This window comes from Mycoplasma sp. 06067-C1-B144P-99-0482-3, from assembly GCF_051053925.1.
Taxonomy (GTDB): domain Bacteria; phylum Bacillota_I; class Bacilli_A; order Mycoplasmatales; family Mycoplasmataceae; genus Mycoplasma; species Mycoplasma leachii.
The window spans coordinates 259958-279695 of sequence record NZ_CP144017.1 but is presented as its reverse complement, the minus strand read 5'-3'; the positions used below and the strand labels follow the sequence as shown (position 1 = coordinate 279695).

Here is a 19738-nt window from a genome sequence, read left to right as displayed (position 1 = left end):
TAAAATAAATAACTATTATTAATTTTAATCTACTAAGATAAAAAAACAACTTTATAATCAATTTGATTTACAATATCTACTTTTTATAAAATTCAATTTCTCTTAAAATCGTTGAAGATAAACTTCTTTTATCATAATCACTAATAAAATAAACTACTTCAATATTTGGATCTAAACTTTTAAATCCATCATAATATTTAATTTCATATTCAAAATCAGCTTGACTTCTCAAACCTCTAATTATAAAACAAGCATTTAATTCTTTTGCAATAGTAGTAGTTAGTTTATTTTCATTAGTAATAATTTCAACATTATTAAAATCTCTTATAAGATTTTTAATATTTTTAACTCTACTTTGTAAATCTGGGTCAAGTGATTTATTTACGTTTTTACTAACAACAACATAGACTTTATCAAATAATAAAATAGCTTTTTTTAAAATATTTAAATGTCCTTTGTGAAAAGGATTAAAGCTTCCTGGATAAATTGCTGTTTTCATATTTTCTTTCTAATTAAAAATATTATCAAATAATTTAGTAGATTTTGAATTATCACTAAAACCATTTGGATATAGTTTTTGAAGATTTTCTCTAAATGATGATTTTTGATATTTATATCTAGTTTTATCAGTTCCATCAATTAAGTTATAAGCATAAATAACATTATCTCCAACTTTTATATTATCTGATTGTAAAAACGGAGCTATTGTTGCATGCTGAAGTAAATCTCCAAACTCAACATTTGATCTAACATTATTATAAATACCTATCATCTGTCCAAATTCATTATAAGCTAGTGAACCAGAAGCTCCATAATATAATGAAGAAAAATTAACATTATATTGATACCCATAAAAAGTCGCAAAAACTCTGTGTCAATAATTGTCTCTAATACCAAAATTAGGTACAAATCCTATGCTTGTTTCAAATTCGTTAGGATAAGCAAATGTTTCTTTATTTGTTTTAGAAGTTCTAGAATGAATCGTTAATTTATCTAAGTTTCTTTCAACTGGATTGTTTTGCATTCAATAACTTCTAGACTGATTTGTGGGATAACCAGCTATATAAATGTCTTTTGCATTATATAAATTTTTATCTGATTCATCTTTTCTAAAAAGTGATGAAGTATAATCTGTTGTTTGCAAATGTTTAGAAATTTCTTTATTCTGATTTGGTAAATTATCAGTTTTTTCTAGTCTTTTTAAATATCTGTTTAACCCATCAACGGCATTTTCAATTCATAATTTTAATGTATGATCAGCCTTAGACAAATCAATATCAATTTCAAAAACAGCAAAATCAACCATAATTGGTGCTTTTTTAGTTTTTAAAAAGTCGTCTCAAGCAATTTTTTCATCCTCATTAAGACTATCTTTTTTAGTATCATAATAACTAATAGCTGATTCATAAATTGTTTTATCATATTTACTAGTTGCATAATTATTCATAAAATCAACTGCACCAAACACAAGTTTTGGTTTTGAAATTGCACTAGATAAAGTATGACTACTTAATTGACTTCAAGGATCATTTTTAATATACTCACTAAATTCTGAACTACTTAAATAGTAATTTGCAGTTCAATTAGTTGTTTGTGTATTGTTATTTTTACTACTAAAATCATTAACATTTTCAGCTTTACCTAAACCAATTGCAATAACTTTATTATTAGATGGATCATAATAGTTTAATTCTTTATTTTGTTCTTCAGTTAGAGAATTACTAAATTCAGATAAAACATGTAAATTAGTAGCTAAAAATAATTTATATTTGTTTTCATTATTATATTTATGATAGTCTAATAATCATCCAGTCCCTGTACCATTGCTTAAAGAACCACCATTATTTAGTTTTGTTAAAAATTTAATTGAGAAAGTTCTATCATATAGTTCTTTATAAATTTCTTCTGCTAAAACTGTAGTAAACTTATTTGCAAATTCTGGATAACTATGATTTGCAGGACTATAAACAGAACCTTCTATAAACTTGTCTTCAACATTACTATCAGCATTTATAATTGGTTGATTATTTTGCTTATCATTAGTCATATTATTAATATGTTGATCAACTTCATTTACTAATTCATTAATTTCTAGTTCTAATAATAATTTTTTAACCTTTTTTAAAAAACTTAAAAGATTATCACTATTAAAATTATTAGAAAAATTTTTAAGTTCAAATAAAATGTTTTTTATATTAGCCAAATTATTTAAACTTATTGATTTTGTATTAATTTCTGTTAATTTTTTAACAATTTTATCTTTTAATTTTTTATCAATTCTAGGATTATTTTCTAAAATAGATTTGAATTCTTCTAATTGATTATTTAAATCAATTATGTCTTTTTTATTAGATGAATTAATAGTTGGAATAAAACCAGGTTTAATTTTATTAGTATGAGTACATGAAATAGTAACTAATGGAACTAAAATTAAACTAAGACTACTTAAATATTTTAATGATTTTTTCATTGATTTCTTTCTTTTATTAAATAGTAAAAACTTAGCTTTTTAAGCTAAGTGTTTTAATTATTATATCTTTTATTTAATTAAGTTTAAAGTATCTAAACAAATCATTTTTTCTTCATTTGTTCTAATAGCATAAACTGGAATTTTTGATTTTTCACTAGAAATTAATTTATAGTCTGAGTATTTAGCTTGGTTTTTATCTTGATCAATTTGTAAATTTAAAAGTTTAACTTTTTTACAAATTAAATCTCTAATAACATCTGCATTTTCACCAATTCCTGCTGTAAACACTATTGCATCAATGCTATCTAAATAATTTGCATACTTAACTATAAAATCAGCAACAACTTGAACATATTTTTCAACAGCAATAATAGCTTTTTTATCATTTCTATCATATTGTTCTAAAACATCTCTCATATCAGCTGAAACTTGACTTAAACCTAAAAGTCCTGATTGTTTATTTAAAGTTTGAGTAATTGAAAAGATGTCAGTATTTGTTTGTTTTGCAATATACTCACATATTGATACATCAATATCTCCACTTCTAGTTCCCATCATTAAACCAGCTAATGGAGTTAATCCCATTGAAGTATCATAAGATTTACCATCTTTAATACATGAAATACTTGCACCATTTCCTAAATGACAAACAATTAAGTTTAAATCTTCTTTTTTCTTATTTAGAATTTCAGAAGATTTATTAACTATATATTCATAACTAATTCCATGAAATCCGTATTTTCTTACACCAAATTCTTCATATCATTTATAAGGAACTGTGTATAAATAATTTACTTCAGGCATAGTTTGATGAAATGCTGTATCAAAACAAGCTACCATATTAGTATTTGGCATTAATTTTTTAACAGCTTTTATAGCAATAATTGCAGCTGGATTATGAAGTGGAGCTAATTTAACGCTATCTTGAATTTTTGATAATATTTCATCAGTAATGATTGATGAGTGAGAAATTTCACCACCATGAACTACTCTAAATCCAACTCCATTAATTTCATCAATATTTGATATAATTTTTAACTCAAGTAATTTATTTAAAATTAATTGAATAGCATGTTCATGATCTGGAAGAGAATCTTCAAATTTGTATTTTTGATTATTGTGTTCAAATTTTAAAAACCCATCAATCCCAATACGTTCTGCTAGACCATCTAATATTGGTTCAATTGTTTTTGAAGTATCAAATAATTTAAATTTAATTGAACTACTTCCAGAATTAATTACTAAAATCATTTAATTTTCTCCTTTAATAAGATAAGTGTAGTGTAACAATAGCTGTATTTAATACATCTACAAATGTTGCCCCTCTACTTAGGTCATTAACTGGTTGATTTAATCCTAAAACAAAAGGTCCAATTGCTTCAAAACCACCCATTCTTTGAGCAATTTTATAACCAATATTTCCGGCATTTATATCTGGAAAAACAAAGATATCTGGAGTTTGTTTAGTTAATAAACAGTTTTTGAATTTTTTATCTCTAGTTTTTTTGTCAAAGGCTGCATCAAATTGAATTTCACCTTCACAAACATAATCATTTTGACTAGATTTTAAAATTTCAACTGCTTTGTGAACTCTATCAACATCTTCACCTTTACCACTACCATTTGTTGAATAGCTTAATAAAGCAGCTTCAACATTTTTTACATTTAAAGTCTTTGCAAAATCAACTGCCATTTGTGTGATTTCAACTAATTGTTCGCTTGTTGGTCTAATGTTTAAAGCACAATCAGTAAAAATGTAATTTTCATCACCTTTTGACATAATAAAGATACTACTTGCAATATTATATCCAGGTTTTGTACCAATAATTTGTAAAGCTGGTCTGATTGTATCAGCTGTTGTATTGTTTAATCCAGACAACATACAATCAGCTTGATTTAATTTAACTAGCATAGATCCAACATAGTTTGGTAATTGCATTACTTGATGTGCAACTTCAATAGTTGCTTTACCTTTTCTAAGTTTTACAAATTTTTCACTAAATTCTTTTGTGTCAAATTCATCTAAACAAATAGTTTTAATTGATGAATTATTTTTAATTTCACTTGGAACTTCTTTTGAAGATTTAAATAATAGAATTGGCAATCCTAATTTTTCATCAACTAAAGTTTTAGCCACAGATTGAATAATTTCAGATTCACCTTCTGGAAAAACAATAGATTTTTTTTCTGATTTTAAAACTAGTTGATTTTTAATTTCTTCTAATGTATACATATTATTCTTTCTATAAATTAATTAAAAATGAATAGCTTTTCCTGTTTCTAGAGCTTCTGCTGCTTCTCCAATTGCTTCACTCATTGTTGGGTGAGGGTGAATTGTATTAGCAATTTCAGTAATTGTTCCTTCACACTCAATAACAGCAGCAATTTCAGAAATCATTTCAGTTGCTCTATTTCCAATAATATGTGCACCTAAAATAGTTTTGTATTTAGGTTCTATAATAATTTTTACAAATCCTGAAGTATCATCATCAGCTAAAGCTTTACCAATAGCTGAGAATGGAAATTTAAAGGTTTTGTATTCAATATTTTCTTGTTTTAATTGTTGTTCAGTTTTTCCTATCATTGAAACTTCTGGATGTATATAAATACATGATGGAATTCTGTCATAATCCATAACAATATCTTCAGCATGATCTTTATTAGCTTTTTTAGCAATTCTATTAGCAGCAACAATAGCTCCTTTAACTGCAGTATGAGCTAACATTACTTTTCCAACAACATCACCAATTGCATAAACACAATCTAAATTAGTTTCTTGATATTCATTAACAATAATAGCTTTTCTTGGAGTTAGTTCTAAACCGATGTTTTCAAATCCAGTTATTGAAGTTTTACGTCCAACTGATTCTAAAACGTATTCTCCTTTAATCATTTGATCTTTACCATCAATTTCATAAACTACAGATCCATTTTTAAATTCTTTAACTGAAGCATTTGTAATAACTTCAATGTTGTATCTGTTTTTCAACTCTTTAGTAATAGCATCAATAATATCTTTATCTAGCATTTCTAAAACAGTTGGTAATCCTTGTAAAACAGTAACTTTTGTACCAAGACTAGCAAATAAACAACTAAACTCAATACCAATAACTCCTCCACCAATTACAACTAAAGTTTCAGGAATTTTTGGAACTGATAAAATTCCAGTTGAATCAATGATAACTCCATCTTTTCTTCCTTGATCAAATCCTGGAAGTGGTAAATGATTTGGTGTTGATCCAGAAGCAATAATTAAGTTATTAACACGATAATTTTTATTATTTACTGAAATTGTATTTTTATCTAAAGCAACAGCTTCACCTTTGATTTGAGTTACTTTATTTTTATCTAGTAGATATTTAACTCCACCTGTTAATTTCTTAACAACACCATTTTTTCTTTGAAGTGCTTGAGCTCAATCAATCACTACTTTTTCAGTATTTTGTAAAACAATTCCTAATTCTTTTGCTTTATGCATTATATCGTGATAAACATGAGAAGTTTTTAATAAAGTTTTTGTAGGAATACATCCAACATTTAAACAAACTCCACCATAATATTCTTTTTCAATAATTAAAGTTTTTAGACCTAATTGAGCAGATTTAATAGCAGCAACATAACCACCAATTCCTGCACCAACTACACAAACATCAAATGTATCTTCAATTTGAACATCCACTTTTGGAGCTTCAGCTTTTGGTTTTGGTGCTCTGCTTGGTAAAACATCATTTGAAACTGGAGTAGCACCAACTACACTAGCGTTTTCTTCAACTTGTTCTGTTTTTTTAGTTTCAGCTTTTGGTTTTGGTGCTCTGCTTGGTAAAACATCATTTGAAACTGGAGTAGCACCAACTACACTAGCGTTTTCTTCAACTTGTTCTGTTTTTTTAGTTTCAGCTTTTGGTTTTGGTGCTCTGCTTGGTAAAACATCATTTGAAACTGGAGTAGCACCAACTACACTAGCGTTTTCTTCAACTACTTCAACTTTAGGTTCGCTTGTAGAAGCTGATGTTCCATCATCAATTTCAATAACTACATCACCAACTTTAATTTCTTGACCAGTAGAAATATTTATTATTGCAATTTTTCCAGCCACTGGAGAAGGAATTTCACTATTTACTTTATCGGTTTCAACAAAATATAAAGGTTGTCCTTCTTTAACAACATCGCCAACTTTAACTAAAACTTCAGCAACTGTTCCTTCTGTTAAACCTTCACCTATGTCAGCAAATTTAACTTTAAACATATTTTATCCCTTCACTAATTACATAAACAATAGTACTGGTTTTGATAGATAATCTTGTACTTTAATTAAAAATCTTCCAGCATCTGCACCATCAATGATTCTATGATCACAAGTCATTGATAATGGCATTATAAATCTTTTTTGTAATTCACCATTGATATATAAAGGAGTTTGAGACATTGTACCAACTCCTAAAATAGCTGATTCTGGTGAGTTAATAATAGGAGTAGCATAATCTAGTCCTACTGAACCAAAGTTTGAAACAGTAAATGTTGCTTCAGTCATTTCAGCTCTTGTTAATTTACCATCTTTAGCTTTGTTTGCTAATTCATTAATTTTGATTGCAATTTCAAATACACTTAAGTGATCAGCACCTTTAATAACTGGAACCATTAATCCATTTGGTGTATCTACTGCAATTCCAATATTAATGTTGTGCATAAATTGGATTTTGCTGTTTGCAAAATCACCTCTTACATTAATATTTGGCATATCACGTAATGATTTAGCAACGGCTTTAATAATAAATGCTAAGTAAGTTAATTTAATTCCACTAGCTGCAGCATGATCTTTTAATTCAGTTCTCATCTTGTGAGTTTCAGTAATATCAGTGTTTTTCATACCAGTAAATGCAGCAATTTCAGTATGTGATTTTGTCATTGCTTTTACTGTAGCTTTTCTAACACCATTCATTGGAACTTCATCTCAAGATAAAAGTGCACTTGGTTCAACAACTTTAATTGTTGGAGTTACAACTGGAGCTGGAGCTGGTTGACTAACTGGTTGAGCAACAGTTGGAATTGGAGCTGGTTGACTAACTGGTTGAGCTAATGAAGAATGATAGTTTTCAATATCAGCAACTAAAATTCTTTGGTTTGGTCCTGTTGGAGTTACTAAAGATAAATCAACATTTAGATCAGCAGCAACTTTTCTTGCTAGAGGTGTAGCTTTAATAGTGCTTGATTTTGTAACTGTAGATGCTTGTTTTCTAACAATTAAATCATTTGAAACTGGAGTAGCACCAACTACACTAGCATTTTCTTCAACTACTTCAACTTTAGCTTCTGATTTAGCTTCAGCTTTTGGTTCACTAGCTACAGATGCACCTGTTCCTTCATCAATTTCCATAACTACATCACCAACTTTGATTTCTTGTCCAGCTTTAATGTTAATTACTGCAATTTTTCCAGCCACTGGAGCAGGTATTTCACTGTTTACTTTATCAGTTTCAACAAAGTATAATGATTGTCCTTCTTTAACAACATCACCAACTTTAACTAAAACTTCAGCGACTGTTCCTTCTGTTAGACCTTCACCTATGTCAGCAAATTTAACTTTGAACATATCTTTTTCCTTTCTAAATATTTATTATTTAAAATTAAAAGTCTAACAATTCTTGCATTTTGACTAGAACTTTTTTAGGGTTAACTTGGAAGTAACCTTCTCCTCTATCAAATGGAGTAATAACATCATAACCTGTACATCTTGATAAAGGTGCTTTTATGTATTCAAAACATTCTTCATTAACAGTTGTAATGATTTCAGCTGAAACTGAAAATGATTTAACAGCTTCATGAACAACTAATAATCTTCCTGTTTTTTTAACTGATTCAACTACCATTTTTTTATCTCATGGTTTAATAGAACGTAAATCAATTAAATCAATAGTTGCGTTTGGATGAGTTTCTTTTAATAACGCAATAGCTTTTTGACAATCAACAGTTTGAGCACCATAAGTAACAACAGTTAAATCATTACCTTCTTGAATTTTATAAGCTTCTCCAATTGGTACTATGTAGTGTTCATCTGGAACTTCTTGTTTAAATGCTCTATATAGTTTTGTTGGTTCAACAACAATAACTGGATCTGGTGAATCAATTGCAGCTAAAATTAATCCTTTTGTATCGTATGGAGTTGATGGGCAAACAATTTGAACTCCTGGAATATGAGCATATACTGCTTCTAAAGCTTCACTATGATGTTCTAAAGCACGAATTCCTCCACCCATTGGTGTTCTAATAACCATTGGAGCAGTGTATTTACCACGTGTACGGTTTCTCATTCTTGAAATATTAGTAAGAATATTTTGTAAAGAAGCTAATCCTAATCCTTCAAATTGCATTTCTACAACTGGTTTCATACCATTCATAGCCATTCCTAAACCAACACCAGCAAACATTGCTTCACTAATAGGAGCATTAAAGCAGCGGTCATTTCCAAATTTTACAGCTAATCCTTGAGTAGCTCTGAAAACTCCACCTTCAGTTCCAACATCTTCACCAAATACAATAACATTTGGATCGCGTTGCATAGCGCAATCTAAAGCATCAGTTACAGCTTTAATATTATTAATAATAGCCATTAGTGGTGTCCTCCTTCTTTAGATTCTGGGTATTTTTCAAAGAATTCTTTAGCTTCTTTGTATTGTTCTTCTAAAAAGATATCCATTTTATCGTATTGATATTTAAAGATGTCAATTAGATCATAATTTTTGTTTTGTTCAACTCAAGCAAATTCATCAGCAATAAATTTGTCTTGTTCAGCTTCTAATTGTGCTTGTTGTTCATCAGATCATAGTTTTTTGTCAATTAAATATTGTTTTAATCTGATTAATGGATCAAATTTAGCCATTTCTTCAAATTCACCTTTTGGACGGTAAACATCTGGGTTATCTGAAGATGAGTGAGCACCTAATCTATAAGTATCACACTCAACTAAAACAGGACCATTTCCTTTTCTTGCATATTCAACAACTTCTTTAAACACACCAATACATGCTAAATAATCGTTTCCATCAACAATAATTGAAGGAATACCAGTAGCAATCCCTTTAACAGCAAAGTTAATTGATTTAGTTTGTTCACTTCTAGCTGTTGAAATAGCTCATTTATTATTTTCAATAACAAATATACATGGAACTTCGTGAAGTTTTGCAAAGTTCATTGCTTCATAAGTTTCACCTTCACTAGATCCACCATCTCCAGTAGTAGTTACAACAACTCCTCCTGTTTTTCTATATTTATCAGCAAAAGCAATACCTGTAGCTTGAGAATATTGTGAACCAATAACAATGTTTGGAGGTAAACAATTTACTCCTTCAGGAGCTTTACCACCTGCTTCATTACCAATTCAATATAGCATAATATTTCTTACTAATTGACCCATTGCCAATCAACCAGCATTATTTCTATATCCACTTACAAAGTGATCTGTTTTCTTATTTAATGCGTTAATATATGCAACCTCACAAGCTTCTTGTCCTGTTGAAGATAAAAATGATAATAATCTTCCTTGACGTTGCATAGTATTTTGATAAATATCTTGTCTACGAGATAAGTTCATTATTTTGTATGCTTCAAGAACTTCTTGATCAGAAATTTTTGGCATTAACTTAGGATTAATTACTTTTCCATCTTTATCTAAAACACAAACTTTCTCATTTTTTAGAGGATCAAATTTTCCTAAATAAGTCATTTTGATTGTCCTTTCTATTATTTGTTTTGTTTTTTTGTTTTAATTAATCTTTAAATAATAAGTTGGTGATATCATCACTTGTAAAATTCTTAGCAAAAATAGCTTTTAAGTCAAATTGGTTTAAGACATTTTCTACATCTTTTTATTAAATTTAACCCCAATTAATTTTGCTTCTAATTTTTCAGTTCCTTGAGTTCCTAAAAAATCACAATAAATTTTAATGTTAGTAATAACTCCATTATCGACATCTAAGTTTAGGGTAATAAAACCTTTAGATTCAAGGTATTGTTTTTTAACTAGAGAAAATACAGTATTTTTCCCAAACGTTCAGTCTCATTGATCAAACTTAGTTTCTTTTCTTGACTGAATGTATTGTTTTTCTTGATCAGTTAATTCAATTCATTTAATTTTCTCATTTTGTACATATGAACTAACTACATCATTAATAAAAGTATTTAAATCAATATCGATATTAATATCTTTGAAAAACTCTTTTATATTTCTAACTCTGGCAGGTTTTGATCTGATTTGTTGATGTTTTAATTTTTCAGGATCAACAACTAAATATTTAGGCATTTTAGATAAATCAACATCAAATAGTAATGTACTATGAACTAGTGTTTTTTCATTAGTTTTTAATTGAGCATTTCCTGATACTTTATAACCATCAATTACCATATCATTACGCCCAAAAAACATTGCATTAATATTTTTTTGATTTAAATAAGTAATAATTGGTTGTAAGGCTTTTTGATAATCAACATCATCAGTTGAATTATCAGCAATTAATGAATAACAAACATTACCTAAATCTTGATAAACAGTTCCCCCACCTGTATTTCTTTTAACAATCTTAACGTTATCTTTTTGAGCAGCCTCTAAGTTAATTTCAGCAAAAGCATTTTGATTTCTTCGAACAACTATAGTATTAGCATTTTGTCAGAAAAATACAATAGGTCCTTTAGCTTTATAACGATAAGTTAAATATTCTTCGATTGCTAAATTCATAGCAGGATCGTAATACTTAGAAATCAATAAGTTGATCATGACTATTTTTCCTTTTTAAAGTAATTTAGTCCTAAAACTTCTAGTCCTGCTAGTGAAATAAAGTTAAATGGTTTGTTAAAGTGTGGTAAGAAGAAAATATCAACTAGTGGTAATTCATCAATTGTTAAGTCTTTTTGAATACCTAAAGCTAGCATATACATAACTTCTGTATGGTTCTTTTCACTAGCTACTTGAGCTCCAATAATTTTTCTTGTCTTTTTATCTCATACAACTTTAAATAGAACTTCATTTGCTGTTGACATAAATTCAGGTCTGTCTAGATCTTTAAAGTTGATAAAGTCAATGTCATATCCCATTTTTTTGCAGCTTCAACACTGATTCCAACACTTGCCATGTGTAATCCAAATACTGAAATACCATTAGCTCCTGTGAATCCTGGAGATTTTAATCCATTTGGTGTATCTACTGCAATTCCAATATTAATGTTGTGCATAAATTGGATTTTGTTGTTTGCAAAATCACCTCTTACATTAATATTTGGCATATCACGTAATGATTTAGCAACGGCTTTAATAATAAAATGCTAAGTAAGTTAATTTAATTCCACTAGCTGCAGCATGATCTTTTAATTCAGTTCTCATCTTGTGAGTTTCAGTAATATCAGTGTTTTTCATACCAGTAAATGCAGCAATTTCAGTATGTGATTTTGTCATTGCTTTTACCGTAGCTTTTCTAACACCATTCATTGGAGCTTCATCTCAAGATAAAAGTGCACTTGGTTCAACAACTTTAATTGTTGGAGTTACAACTGGAGCTGGAGCTGGTTGACTAACTGGTTGAGCAACAGTTGAAATTGGAGCTGGTTGACTAACTGGTTGAGCTGATGAAGAATGATAGTTTTTAATATCAGCAACTAAAATTCTTTGGTTTGGTCCTGTTGGAGTTACTAAAGATAAATCAACATTTAAATCAGCAGCAACTTTTCTTGCTAGAGGTGTAGTTTTAATAGTGCTTGATTTTGTAACTGTAGATGCTTGTTCTCTAACAATTAAATCATTTGAAACTGGAGTAGCACCAACTACACTAGCATTTTCTTCAACTACTTCAACTTTAGCTTCTTATTTAGCTTCAGCTTTTGGTTCACTAGCTACAGATGCACCTGTTCCTTCATCAATTTCCATAACTACATCACCAACTTTGATTTCTTGTCCAGCTTTAATGTTAATTACTGCAATTTTCCCAGCCACTGGAACAGGTATTTCACTGTTTACTTTATCAGTTTCAACAAAGTATAATGATTGTCCTTCTTTAACAACATCACCAACTTTAACTAAAACTTCAGCGACTGTTCCTTCTGTTAGACCTTCACCTATGTCAGCAAATTTAACTTTGAAGATATCTTTTTCCTTTCTAAATATTTATTATTTAAAATTAAAAGTCTAACAATTCTTGCATTTTGACTAGAACTTTTTTAGGGTTAACTTGGAAGTAACCTTCTCCTCTATCAAATGGAGTAATAACATCATAACCTGTACATCTTGATAAAGGTGCTTTTATGTATTCAAAACATTCTTCATTAACAGTTGTAATGATTTCAGCTGAAACTGAAAATGATTTAACAGCTTCATGAACAACTAATAATCTTCCTGTTTTTTTAACTGATTCAACTACCATTTTTTTATCTCATGGTTTAATAGAACGTAAATCAATTAAATCAATAGTTGCGTTTGGATGAGTTTCTTTTAATAACGCAATAGCTTTTTGACAATCAACAGTTTGAGCACCATAAGTAACAACAGTTAAATCATTACCTTCTTGAATTTTATAAGCTTCTCCAATTGGTACTATGTAGTGTTCATCTGGAACTTCTTGTTTAAATGCTCTATATAGTTTTGTTGGTTCAACAACAATAACTGGATCTGGTGAATCAATTGCAGCTAAAATTAATCCTTTTGTATCGTATGGAGTTGATGGGCAAACAATTTGAACTCCTGGAATATGAGCATATACTGCTTCTAAAGCTTCACTATGATGTTCTAAAGCACGAATTCCTCCACCCATTGGTGTTCTAATAACCATTGGAGCAGTGTATTTACCACGTGTACGGTTTCTCATTCTTGAAATATTAGTAAGAATATTTTGTAAAGAAGCTAATCCTAATCCTTCAAATTGCATTTCTACAACTGGTTTCATACCATTCATAGCCATTCCTAAACCAACACCAGCAAACATTGCTTCACTAATAGGAGCATTAAAGCAGCGGTCATTTCCAAATTTTACAGCTAATCCTTGAGTAGCTCTGAAAACTCCACCTTCAGTTCCAACATCTTCACCAAATACAATAACATTTGGGTCGCGTTGCATAGCGCAATCTAAAGCATCAGTTACAGCTTTAATATTATTAATAATAGCCATTAGTGGTGTCCTCCTTCTTTAGATTCTGGGTATTTTTCAAAGAATTCTTTAGCTTCTTTGTATTGTTCTTCTAAAAAGATATCCATTTTATCGTATTGATATTTAAAGATGTCAATTAGATCATAATTTTTGTTTTGTTCAACTCAAGCAAATTCATCAGCAATAAATTTGTCTTGTTCAGCTTCTAATTGTGCTTGTTGTTCATCAGATCATAGTTTTTTGTCAATTAAATATTGTTTTAATCTGATTAATGGATCAAATTTAGCCATTTCTTCAAATTCACCTTTTGGACGGTAAACATCTGGGTTATCTGAAGATGAGTGAGCACCTAATCTATAAGTATCACACTCAACTAAAACAGGACCATTTCCTTTTCTTGCATATTCAACAACTTCTTTAAACACACCAATACATGCTAAATAATCGTTTCCATCAACAATAATTGAAGGAATACCAGTAGCAATCCCTTTAACAGCAAAGTTAATTGATTTAGTTTGTTCACTTCTAGCTGTTGAAATAGCTCATTTATTATTTTCAATAACAAATATACATGGAACTTCGTGAAGTTTTGCAAAGTTCATTGCTTCATAAGTTTCACCTTCACTAGATCCACCATCTCCAGTAGTAGTTACAACAACTCCTCCTGTTTTTCTATATTTATCAGCAAAAGCAATACCTGTAGCTTGAGAATATTGTGAACCAATAACAATGTTTGGAGGTAAACAATTTACTCCTTCAGGAGCTTTACCACCTGCTTCATTACCAATTCAATATAGCATAATATTTCTTACTAATTGACCCATTGCCAATCAACCAGCATTATTTCTATATCCACTTACAAAGTGATCTGTTTTCTTATTTAATGCGTTAATATATGCAACCTCACAAGCTTCTTGTCCTGTTGAAGATAAAAATGATAATAATCTTCCTTGACGTTGCATAGTATTTTGATAAATATCTTGTCTACGAGATAAGTTCATTATTTTGTATGCTTCAAGAACTTCTTGATCAGAAATTTTTGGCATTAACTTAGGATTAATTACTTTTCCATCTTTATCTAAAACACAAACTTTCTCATTTTTTAGAGGATCAAATTTTCCTAAATAAGTCATTTTGATTGTCCTTTCTATTATTTGTTTTGTTTTTTTGTTTTAATTAATCTTTAAATAATAAGTTGGTGATATCATCACTTGTAAAATTCTTAGCAAAAATAGCTTCTAAGTCAAATTGGTTTAAGACATTTTCTACATCTTTTTTATTAAATTTAACCCCAATTAATTTTGCTTCTAATTTTTCAGTTCCTTGAGTTCCTAAAAAATCACCATAAATTTTAATGTTAGTAATAACTCCATTATCGACATCTAAGTTTAGGGTAATAAAACCTTTAGATTCAAGGTATTGTTTTTTAACTAGAGAAAATACAGTATTTTTCCCAAACGTTCAGTCTCATTGATCAAACTTAGTTTCTTTTCTTGACTGAATGTATTGTTTTTCTTGATCAGTTAATTCAATTCATTTAATTTTCTCATTTTGTACATATGAACTAACTACATCATTAATAAAAGTATTTAAATCAATATCGATATTAATATCTTTGAAAAACTCTTTTATATTTCTAACTCTGGCAGGTTTTGATCTGATTTGTTGATGTTTTAATTTTTCAGGATCAACAATTAAATATTTAGGCATTTTAGATAAATCAACATCAAATAGTAATGTACCATGAACTAGTGTTTTTTCATTAGTTTTTAATTGAGCATTTCCTGATACTTTATAACCATCAATTACCATATCATTACGCCCAAAAAACATTGCATTAATATTTTTTTGATTTAAATAAGTAATAATTGGTTGTAAGGCTTTTTGATAATCAACATCATCAGTTGAATTATCAACAATTAATGAATAACAAACATTACCTAAATCTTGATAAACAGTTCCCCCACCTGTATTTCTTTTAACAATCTTAACGTTATCTTTTTGAGCAGCCTCTAAGTTAATTTCAGCAAAAGCATTTTGATTTCTTCCAACAACTATAGTATTAGCATTTTGTCAGAAAAATACAATAGGTTCTTTAGTTTTATAACGATAAGTTAAATATTCTTCGATTGCTAAATTCATAGCAGGATCGTGATACTTAGAAATCAATAAGTTGATCATGACTATTTTTCCTTTTTAAAGTAGTTTAGTCCTAAAACTTCTAGTCCTGCTAGTGAAATAAAGTTAAATGGTTTGTTAAAGTGTGGTAAGAAGAAAATATCAACTAGTGGTAATTCATCAATTGTTAAGTCTTTTTGAATACCTAAAGCTAGCATATACATAACTTCTGTATGGTTCTTTTCACTAGCTACTTGAGCTCCAATAATTTTTCTTGTCTTTTTATCTCATACAACTTTAAATAGAACTTCATTTGCTGTTGACATAAATTCAGGTCTGTCTAGATCTTTAAAGTTGATAAAGTCAATGTCATATCCCATTCTTTTTGCAGCTTCAACACTGATTCCAACACTTGCCATGTGTAATCCAAATACTGAAATACCATTAGCTCCTGTGAATCCTGGAGATTTTAATCCATTTCCTTTAATTACGTTAAATGCAGCAATAACCCCAGTTCTAACAGCTGTTGTTGCTAATTGAATTGGAACGTTTTTATTCATTGCTTTGTTATAAACTTGAGCACAGTCTCCAATTGCATAAATATCTGGATTTGTAGTTTGCATAAAGTCATTTGTTACAATAGCTTTTCTATCATCTAAATCACAAATACCTTCTAAAATAGCTGATTGTGGTCTTACACCTACTGAAAAGATTACATAATCAACATCAATGTTTCCTTTATCAGTTACAACTTGAGTTACTTTTCCATTTTCACCTTTAAATTCAATAACTTTTGCACCTAAAGATAATTTAACTCCAGCTTTAGTCATTTTTTCTTGCATTAGATCAGTGAATTCTTGATCATAATAAACTGGCATAATTCTATTAGCAACATCAATTAAAGTAACATCTTTTCCATACTCATTAAATGCTTCAACTAATTCAACACCAATGTATCCTGCACCAACTACAGCAATTTTTTTATAACTTTTATCTAAGTTGTGTTCTAGAATTTTTTTAGCATGGTGGTAGTTTTTACAAATTTGTACACCTTCTAAATCGATTCCTGGGATTGGTGGAATTAATGGTCAAGTTCCTGTAGCTACAATTAATTTGTCATAGTTATCTGTTTTTACTTCACCTGTTTTTAAATCTTTAACAGTAACAGTTTTTGCTTTGTCATCAACTGATAGTACTTCGTGATTCATAAACACGTTAACTCCTTCAGAACTTAAAATTTCAGGAGTTGCGTAAAATAACATATTTGGGTCTTTAACTTCACCTTTTACTCATAAAGCAATACCACATCCTAAAAATGAAATGGCATCATTTTTGTCATAAGTAGTTACTTCACAAGTAGGATCTAATCTTTTTAAAGTTCTAACAGCTGTAGTTCCAGCATGGTTAGTACCTAGTACTATAACTTTCATTATTAAAAGCCCTTTCTTTTAAAGTTTTTAGTCTTGGTTTTTTATCTCATTTTAAGAACTATTCAATACAAAATAAGTCTATTGAATATTCTAATCTTATTTTAACTTATATAAAGTAAAATAACACACATAGCAAAAAATATTACTACATAAAATGTTTATTTTCTATATAAAATTAATAAAAATTTCAAACTAGTAAAATTTCTAATATATTAAAATATATCCAACTAATATATTAAACCACTAAAAAACAGAAATTTAAACCAAAAACCTACTTATTTAGGCTAAAATGTACAAATTTTTTTTATGTTTTTATACTAATTTTTTGACTAATTTCTAAATTTTTAACTCTAATAAACTTGTTAAATATGATATCTAATTTAATCCTAATTTTGAGTTTTTTATGATTATTATTCTAAGAAGATTTTTTATTTTAGATTTATAAATTAATTATAAAAATTACTTAGATTTATAAAAATTTAAAAATAAGTTTTAATAATTCATTCAACATATATTTGTTCTAGTTTTTTAAGAATTTTTAAATACAATTACAGATTTGTTTTTAATTTAACTAATATTTATTACAAATAAAAAACTTGCAAAATTATTTGCAAGTTCTAATATTATTTATTTACTTTTTATCTTTAATTTGTTGTTTTAACATATCAATAAATTTTTGAATTGGTACAGTAATTTGAGCATTACTTCCATATTGTCTATAAGTAATAGTGTTATTTTCAACTTCTTTATTACCTAAAACTAGTTGGTATGGAACTTTTTTAGTTTGAGCATCTCTTATTTTATAACTTAATCTTTCATCTCTTAAATCAATATGTGATCTAATAAATTCTTTTTTTAGTTTTTGATGAATTAAATTAGCATATTCTAAATTAGACTCACTAATTGGAATAATTTCAACTTGTTTTGGAGCTAATCATAAAGGTAAAACACCTTTAGTTTGTTCTAATAAAGTTGCTATAAATCTTTCATAAGTTCCAATTAGCCCACGATGAATCATAATTGGACGAACTAATTTTTGATCTTTATCAATATAAGTTAAATCAAATTTATTTGGCATTAAAAAGTCAAGTTGAATAGTTGAAACTGTAATTTCATGATTTTGAGCTGTTTTAATTTGAATATCTAATTTAGGACCATAAAAAGCAGCATCTCCAATGCGTTTTTCATATTTTAAACCTAAATCAATTAATACTTTTTCTAAACTAGATTCAGCTTTATCTCACATTAAATCATCTTTATAAAACTTAACTTTATCATTTGGATCTCTTAAACTTAAACTTAAATAATCAATTTGAATATTAAATGTTTTTAAAACCTCACTAATTAATTTGTAAGTTGATCTAAATTCATCTTCAATTTGATCGCTTCTTACAAAAATGTGTGAATCAGTTAGTTTCATTCCTCTAACTCTTTCTAATCCAGTTAATGAACCACTTGATTCAAAACGATGTTGAATAGCATGCTCACAAATTCTTAAAGGTAAATCACGATAACTTCTTTGTTCTTGTTTATAAACTGCAATGTGATGCGGACAATTCATAGGTCTTAAAATAAATTGCTCGTCACTACCTTTTCCACCATTAAAAGGTTGAAACATATCTTCACCATAATGATCTCAATGGCCGCTAGTTTTATATAGTTCAACAGTTCCAATTGGTGGAGTTTCTACTGGAATATAATCATATTCTCATTCTTTTTGTCTTAAATATTTTTCAATTTCACTTTTAACAATAAACCCATTTGGTAATCATAAAGGTAATCCTGCTCCAACAAGTTGGTCAAATCCAAAAATATTTAATGTTTTGTTAATTAAACGGTGATCTCTACTTCTTCTATCTTCTAAAATAACTTTTTTATTTTTTAATTCACTATTTGAAGTTGCACATAATCCATGTACTCTTTGTAGCATAATGTTATTTTTGTCATTTAATCAATAAGATCCAGTTAATTGTTCAATATCAATAACTTTAACAAAGTTAGGATTTAAAATTAAAGCATTATTTATAACCATATAAAAATCATTAATACTATAAACTTTTATGTAATTATATTTTTCATACATTTGTTTTGCTAAATATTTTTGATAATCATTATTTAAAATTTCTAATGCTTTGTTTAAATCATAAATATGAGATTTAATTTCTAAATTAGAAGTTAATAGTTGATTAATATTAGTTTGAATATTTTTTAAATCATCTAGTACTAATCTTAGGTTTGTATCAAATGTTGTTGAAAATTCCATTTCATCAGCATTATAAAAGTTTTCTGCTTGACTAATTGGTTTTAAGTTATTAATTGCATAACTTGTAATAAAAGCTGCAGTTAAATTTAACATTAAATCATATTCTTTACTTTTATTTGTAATTAATTCTAAGCTACAATCATTTTTAATTAAATAATTAATATCAAACAATTGATCATTAATTTTAGCTCCAATTACATTTTTTAAACCTATTTCTAGACTAATATCTTTAACTGAAATTTCTTGATTATATTCTTTAATTGATCCATCTAATAATTTAATTTTCATATATCTCCTTATAAAAAAAATCGCTCCCTAATTTAGGAGCGATTTAA

The 19738-nt window shown here is 28.1% G+C and carries 14 protein-coding genes and 2 pseudogenes; all 16 read right to left on the bottom strand.

Annotated elements, in window-relative coordinates; genetic code table 4:
* Positions 1-76: 76 nt before the first annotated feature.
* Entirely contained in the window at positions 77-499 is a 423-nt protein-coding gene (coaD, locus tag V2P32_RS01230) for a pantetheine-phosphate adenylyltransferase (protein ID WP_434343759.1), read from the bottom strand.
* A gap of 9 nt (positions 500-508) precedes the next feature.
* Positions 509-2470: an MIP family Ig-specific serine endopeptidase gene (locus V2P32_RS01225; protein WP_434343758.1), complete on the bottom strand. Its 1962-nt coding sequence runs from the start codon at positions 2468-2470 to the stop codon at positions 509-511.
* A 69-nt stretch (positions 2471-2539) separates the two neighbouring features.
* Complete coding sequence (locus tag V2P32_RS01220; protein WP_434343757.1) at positions 2540-3721, bottom strand: acetate kinase; 1182 nt, start codon at positions 3719-3721, stop codon at positions 2540-2542.
* A 13-nt stretch (positions 3722-3734) separates the two neighbouring features.
* On the bottom strand, positions 3735-4703 hold the full coding sequence (gene pta / locus V2P32_RS01215) for a phosphate acetyltransferase (protein ID WP_434343756.1): 969 nt from the start codon (positions 4701-4703) through the stop codon (positions 3735-3737).
* A 21-nt stretch (positions 4704-4724) separates the two neighbouring features.
* The gene (gene lpdA, locus V2P32_RS01210) at positions 4725-6716 is read right to left on the bottom strand and encodes a dihydrolipoyl dehydrogenase (protein ID WP_434343755.1); all 1992 of its coding nucleotides are present in this window, start codon (positions 6714-6716) and stop codon (positions 4725-4727) included.
* Positions 6717-6734: 18 nt separating this feature from the next.
* Positions 6735-8060, bottom strand: a complete 1326-nt coding sequence (locus V2P32_RS01205; protein ID WP_434343754.1) for a dihydrolipoamide acetyltransferase family protein — start codon at positions 8058-8060, stop codon at positions 6735-6737.
* A 34-nt stretch (positions 8061-8094) separates the two neighbouring features.
* A complete protein-coding gene (locus V2P32_RS01200) occupies positions 8095-9078 on the bottom strand; it encodes an alpha-ketoacid dehydrogenase subunit beta (protein ID WP_434343752.1) in 984 nt (327 codons plus the stop codon).
* On the bottom strand, positions 9078-10190 hold the full coding sequence (pdhA, locus tag V2P32_RS01195) for a pyruvate dehydrogenase (acetyl-transferring) E1 component subunit alpha (RefSeq protein ID WP_011166462.1): 1113 nt from the start codon (positions 10188-10190) through the stop codon (positions 9078-9080). The genes V2P32_RS01200 and pdhA (V2P32_RS01195) overlap by 1 nt, the downstream gene beginning before the upstream one ends.
* Positions 10191-10233: 43 nt before the next feature.
* Positions 10234-11237, bottom strand: a pseudogene (locus V2P32_RS01190) (lipoate--protein ligase).
* A gap of 2 nt (positions 11238-11239) precedes the next feature.
* A complete protein-coding gene (locus V2P32_RS01185; RefSeq protein WP_434343753.1) occupies positions 11240-11554 on the bottom strand; it encodes a hypothetical protein in 315 nt (104 codons plus the stop codon).
* Positions 11536-12595 (bottom strand): annotated as a pseudogene (locus V2P32_RS01180) (dihydrolipoamide acetyltransferase family protein); the annotation flags it as partial. The gene V2P32_RS01185 and the pseudogene V2P32_RS01180, both read right to left, overlap by 19 nt.
* Positions 12596-12629: 34 nt before the next feature.
* Positions 12630-13613: an alpha-ketoacid dehydrogenase subunit beta gene (locus V2P32_RS01175; protein ID WP_434343752.1), complete on the bottom strand. Its 984-nt coding sequence runs from the start codon at positions 13611-13613 to the stop codon at positions 12630-12632.
* Positions 13613-14725, bottom strand: coding sequence for a pyruvate dehydrogenase (acetyl-transferring) E1 component subunit alpha (gene pdhA / locus V2P32_RS01170; protein WP_011166462.1), 1113 nt, complete (start codon positions 14723-14725; stop codon positions 13613-13615). The genes V2P32_RS01175 and pdhA (V2P32_RS01170) overlap by 1 nt, the downstream gene beginning before the upstream one ends.
* 43 nt (positions 14726-14768) lie before the next feature.
* Positions 14769-15773: a lipoate--protein ligase gene (locus V2P32_RS01165; RefSeq protein ID WP_434343751.1), complete on the bottom strand. Its 1005-nt coding sequence runs from the start codon at positions 15771-15773 to the stop codon at positions 14769-14771.
* 2 nt (positions 15774-15775) lie between these two features.
* Positions 15776-17140: an FAD-dependent oxidoreductase gene (locus V2P32_RS01160; protein ID WP_434343750.1), complete on the bottom strand. Its 1365-nt coding sequence runs from the start codon at positions 17138-17140 to the stop codon at positions 15776-15778.
* A 631-nt stretch (positions 17141-17771) separates the two neighbouring features.
* Entirely contained in the window at positions 17772-19691 is a 1920-nt protein-coding gene (gene thrS / locus V2P32_RS01155; RefSeq protein ID WP_434343749.1) for a threonine--tRNA ligase, read from the bottom strand.
* Positions 19692-19738 lie beyond the last annotated feature (47 nt).